The organism is Caballeronia sp., assembly GCF_028292365.1.
Lineage (GTDB): Bacteria > Pseudomonadota > Gammaproteobacteria > Burkholderiales > Burkholderiaceae > Caballeronia.
The window spans coordinates 1-3,272 of the sequence record NZ_JAQGMM010000129.1 but is presented as its reverse complement, the minus strand read 5'-3'; the positions used below and the strand labels follow the sequence as shown (position 1 = coordinate 3,272).

The window sequence follows — 3,272 nt, the reverse complement described above, 5'->3', positions numbered from 1 at the left end:
CACCGTGCCCGCATACATCCATCTCGTCGGCGTCGAGCGCTACGGCGTGATCAGCCTCGTCTGGACCCTTATCGGCTACTTCGGCATTCTCGATCTCGGCATGGGCATGGCCGCTCAACACAAGATCTCAAAGGCCCACGCCGCCAACGACCCCTAAGCCCGCTCGCGCGTGTTCTGGAGCGCCATCTGGCTCAACCTGGGTACCGGCATCATCGGCGGAATCCTGATCTATTTCGGCGCCTTCGCTTACACCGCCTACGTCGCCCATTCATCACCCGCCATGCAACGCGAGGTCTATCACGCACTCCCCTGGCTCGCGCTGGCCATTCCCATCGCCAACGTGTCATGGGTCTGCGCCGGCGCCATCAACGGCGTCGAACGCTTCGGTATCTACAACACGAATCAGACTATCGGCACCTTCCTGTTCCAGCTGCTGCCGTTAGCCGCCGCCTGGAAAATCGCACCGAACCTGCAAACCGTACTCGCGGCCGCTGTCCTCGCGCGGGTCCTCGCCGTGATCATGCTCGCACGAGCGAGCTTCAAAGTACTCGACATCAAACGCATTGAATGGCCGCAGCTAGGCGTGGCCGGTGGCTTGTTCAAGTTCGGTGGCTGGATGCTGGTCGCCACCATCTCCAGCATGATCACCGACTCCCTCGACCGCATCCTCCTGGGAGCCAATCTGGGCGCGCGTTTCGTCACGTACTACACCGTGCCGCAGAATCTCGTCACCCGCCTGAACATGCTGCCGAACTCACTCGTTCGCACTCTGTTCCCGCGCTTGTCCGCCGTCAAACGCGAACACGCCGATGCCATGGTCCAGCAGTCACTCGAATTCCTCAACGGCGTCTTCACGCCCATCGCGCTCTTCGTCATGCTCGTGCTCGCGCCCTTCCTGCATCTCTGGGTCGGACAGGAAATCGCGATCGCCAGCGCACCGGTGGGCCGGATCCTGATCATCGGCGTATGGCTCGTCGGACAGGCCAGCGTCACGCGCATCATGATCCAGTCGCAAATCAATCCCGCCACGGCAGCGCGTATTGGCGTCGTTCAACTGCCGTTCTTCGTGACGGCGCTGTGGTTCGGCATCGCCCACTTCGGTCCTATCGGCGCAGCCAGCGTGGTCGTGCTGCGCTCGCTCGCCGACTACGGCCTCCTGCTGTGGATCTCGCGCATTCATGCCCGCCCCATTGCCGCCGACATGCTGATGCACCTCGCGTTCCTCATCGCGGGCCTGGGCGTGGCGTTTGTCATCGATCCGATCGAGTATCCGCTGCAATCAATCGCAGCAGCATTTGTCATCTCAGCCCTGAATTTAGGCTGTTCCCTTCTCACGAGGCCCGCGTTGCGCTCCATGGCGCGCGGCTTCGTCCACGAGTTGAATGTGCGCCTGAAACGGCGCGTGAAATCCACGGTTTAAGGTGAGGAGAGACACATGAAACATGATCTCGATGAAGCGGTCATCGACACGGTGCGAGCGCCGCTCGACCCTGTCGGCCTGCTGCCGCCTGCCGTGCAGGACACGCCGCCGCGCCACCGCGCGAGAATCGCGAAACGGGTGCCGCGGGTCGCGATCGTGCACGACTGGCTCGTCGCTTTCGCCGGCGCGGAGAAGGTGCTTGAACAGATCGTCATGTGCTTTCCCGACGCCGATCTTTTCAGCGTCGTCGACTTCATGGAGGAGCGCTCGTGGATGCGCGGCTAGAAGGTCACCACCTCGTTCATCCAGAAACTGCAGCAGGCGAAAAAGCGTTACCGCTCGTATCTGCCGCTCATGCCGCTCGCGATCGAACAGCTCGATGTGTCCGGCTACGACCTCGTCATTTCAAGCAGTCATGCCGTGGCGAAGGGCGTGCTGACGGGTCCCGACCAGATTCACGTGAGCTACGTGCATTCGCCTATTCGCTATGCGTGGGATCTGCAGCATCAATACTTGCAGCAATCGAATCTCACGTCCGGCGTGAAGTCGCTGCTTGCGCGCATGGTGCTGCACTACATGCGCAACTGGGACATCCGCACGTCGAATTCCGTGGACCATTTCATCGCGAATTCAGCGTTCATCGCGCGACGGATCAACAAGGTCTATCACCGCGATTCGCATGTGATCTTCCCGCCCGTCGATGTCGAAGCGTTCCAGCGTTGCGATGTGAAAGAGGACTTCTATCTGACGGCGTCCCGGATGGTGCCGTATAAGAAGATCGATTTGATCGTGGAAGCCTTCGCGAAGATGCCGGAGCGAAAACTGGTCGTGATCGGCGATGGTCCCGACATGCGCAAGATCCGCGATAAAGCCACGCCAAACGTCGAGATCATGGGCTATCAGCCGTTCTCCGTCCTGCAGGAAAAGATGCAGCGCGCAAAGGCGTTCGTGTTCGCAGCCGAGGAGGACTTCGGCATCTCGGTGGTCGAGGCGCAAGCGTGCGGTACGCCAGTGATCGCGTACGGCAAGGGTGGGGCGCTTGAGACCGTGCTCGATAGTTCGCATGCGCGCCCAACGGGTCTCTTCTTCGATGAACAGACAACCGCTTCGATCATCGACGCAGTGGACGGTTTCGAACTCGGCGCGGTGAAGATCAATCCCGCGGATTGCCGCGCCAACGCCGAGCGTTTTTCGATCAAGCATTTCCGCGATGGTCTTCGCGCCTACGTGCAAAGCGTTGCACCTCAATTCACGCTTGCACCGCCTGCCATGCCGCCGGTGCCAGTAGCGGATCCCGTGGCGAAGGCCGCAGCTTTGCAACTGGATCAGGATCATGAGGATGCCGATGCAATGCGCGTTCTCGCGGTCGATCAAAGCGGTGTCCTTGGCGGCGCCGAATTATCGTTGCTCGAGGTGATGAAGAACATGCGCGGCACCAATGAGACCGTGTTGTTCGACGACGGCCCGTTTCGCATCGCACTGGAAGCGGTCGGTATCAAGGTTGATGTGCTCGATGGCGCCGCGCTCGGCGGCTTGAGCAAGGACGGCGGCATGAAGCGGCCGAAGGCGGGAATGATCGGCGGCGTGATGAGCCTCGTGCGCGGCACGCTGGCGAAGTCGCGCAACTCGGATGTGATCTACGTGAACACGCAGCGCGCGATGGTGGTCGGCGCTATCGCCGGGCTGATCTCGCGGCGGCCGGTGGTGTGGCATCTGCGCGATATCGTCAGCCAGGAGCATTTCGGCAAGACGCAACTCACCATCATCAAGTGGTGCACGAAGCTCATGCTGGAACGCGTGATCGCGAACTCGACGGCATCCGCCGTTGCGCTCACTGCGTTGACGCGCATGA

At 61.1% G+C, this 3,272-nt stretch carries 2 pseudogenes; both read left to right on the top strand.

What is annotated here, in order from left to right:
• Positions 1-1,420 (top strand): annotated as a pseudogene (locus JWR14_RS07725) (oligosaccharide flippase family protein); the annotation flags it as partial.
• Positions 1,421-1,435: 15 nt separating this feature from the next.
• Positions 1,436-3,272: pseudogene (locus JWR14_RS07720) on the top strand (glycosyltransferase); the annotation flags it as partial.